The organism is Neisseria sp. P0009.S007, from assembly GCF_051962515.1.
The window spans coordinates 1-966 of sequence record NZ_JBQCVF010000586.1; the positions used below are offsets into that span (position 1 = coordinate 1).

General features: G+C 49.2%; 1 protein-coding gene and 1 pseudogene. One reads left to right on the top strand and one right to left on the bottom strand.

Annotated features, from left to right (window positions below; genetic code table 11):
• Positions 1-323, top strand: a pseudogene (locus tag ACTHS3_RS14975) (hypothetical protein); the annotation flags it as partial.
• Between the two features lie 42 nt (positions 324-365).
• On the opposite strand, the gene ACTHS3_RS14980 reads toward ACTHS3_RS14975, so the two are convergent.
• Positions 366-966, bottom strand: a 601-nt coding sequence (locus ACTHS3_RS14980; protein ID WP_440368366.1) for a tRNA dihydrouridine synthase, incomplete at its 5' end; no start/stop codon positions are given.

The following is a 966-nucleotide window of genomic DNA, read 5'->3' on the forward strand; positions in this document are numbered from 1 at the left end:
TCTTTACCGCGCCTAACGGCATCTGTCAGGATATGAAACACGGCAAAGGCGTTTCCTACAAGCTGGTTACCAACTATATTGATTTTCCGGATTATCCTGCGCCTGAAAATATCTTGATTATTACTGCGCAAGGCAAATATGAGCAAGACGGCTTCATGTTGGATTCTACCGAGTCAAGGGTGACCAGTGCCAATAAAGAATTTGCCAGAAAATATGGTGAAGCCCTGAAATCTAAGAATGGCCCTGAGACCAGACAGGTAAACATGGCTAATGCAGCCAGTGCGGAAAAAGGCAGACTGTTGGCTGATTATGTATGTAGGTGATGAAATCAAAGGCCGTCTGAAATTCAGACGGCCTTTTTTTAATCATGAATGCATCTCTTGTTCAAACGACAGCAGAATCTGTTTCACTTCATCCACTTCTTTGACAGCGCGGATACGGTCGAACAATACCTGCGCCTGTTCAAACTCTTTTTTCATCATGCCCAGCCACTGTTTCAAACGGGCAACCGGATATTTGTTGTTGGCTTCTTTGGCAAGGCACAAGTCGAAGAATTGGACTATCCATGAGGAGACTTCGGCAAAGTCGGTGTCTTTCACTGTTTCGCCGTTTTCATATTGTTTGATTTGCCGAGCCAAGTCGGGACGGATAACCGCGCCGCGCCCGAGCATCACGCTGTCGCAGCCGCTGACGGTTTTAATATCGAGATAGTCTTGAAGGCTGAACACATCGCCGTTGGCGGTAACAGGAATACTGGCCGCATCGCGGATTTTGCGCACCCATTCCCAATGTGCCGGCGGTTCGTAGCCTTCGACTTTGGTGCGTGCATGGACGGTTAACGCGCATGCGCCGCCGTTTTCAATAGCGGAAGCGCATTCCAATGCCAGACTTTTGTCTTCATAACCGAGCCGCATCTTGGCAGTTAGCGGAATGTGTTGTGGCAGGCGTTGGCGCAGGGTGTGGACG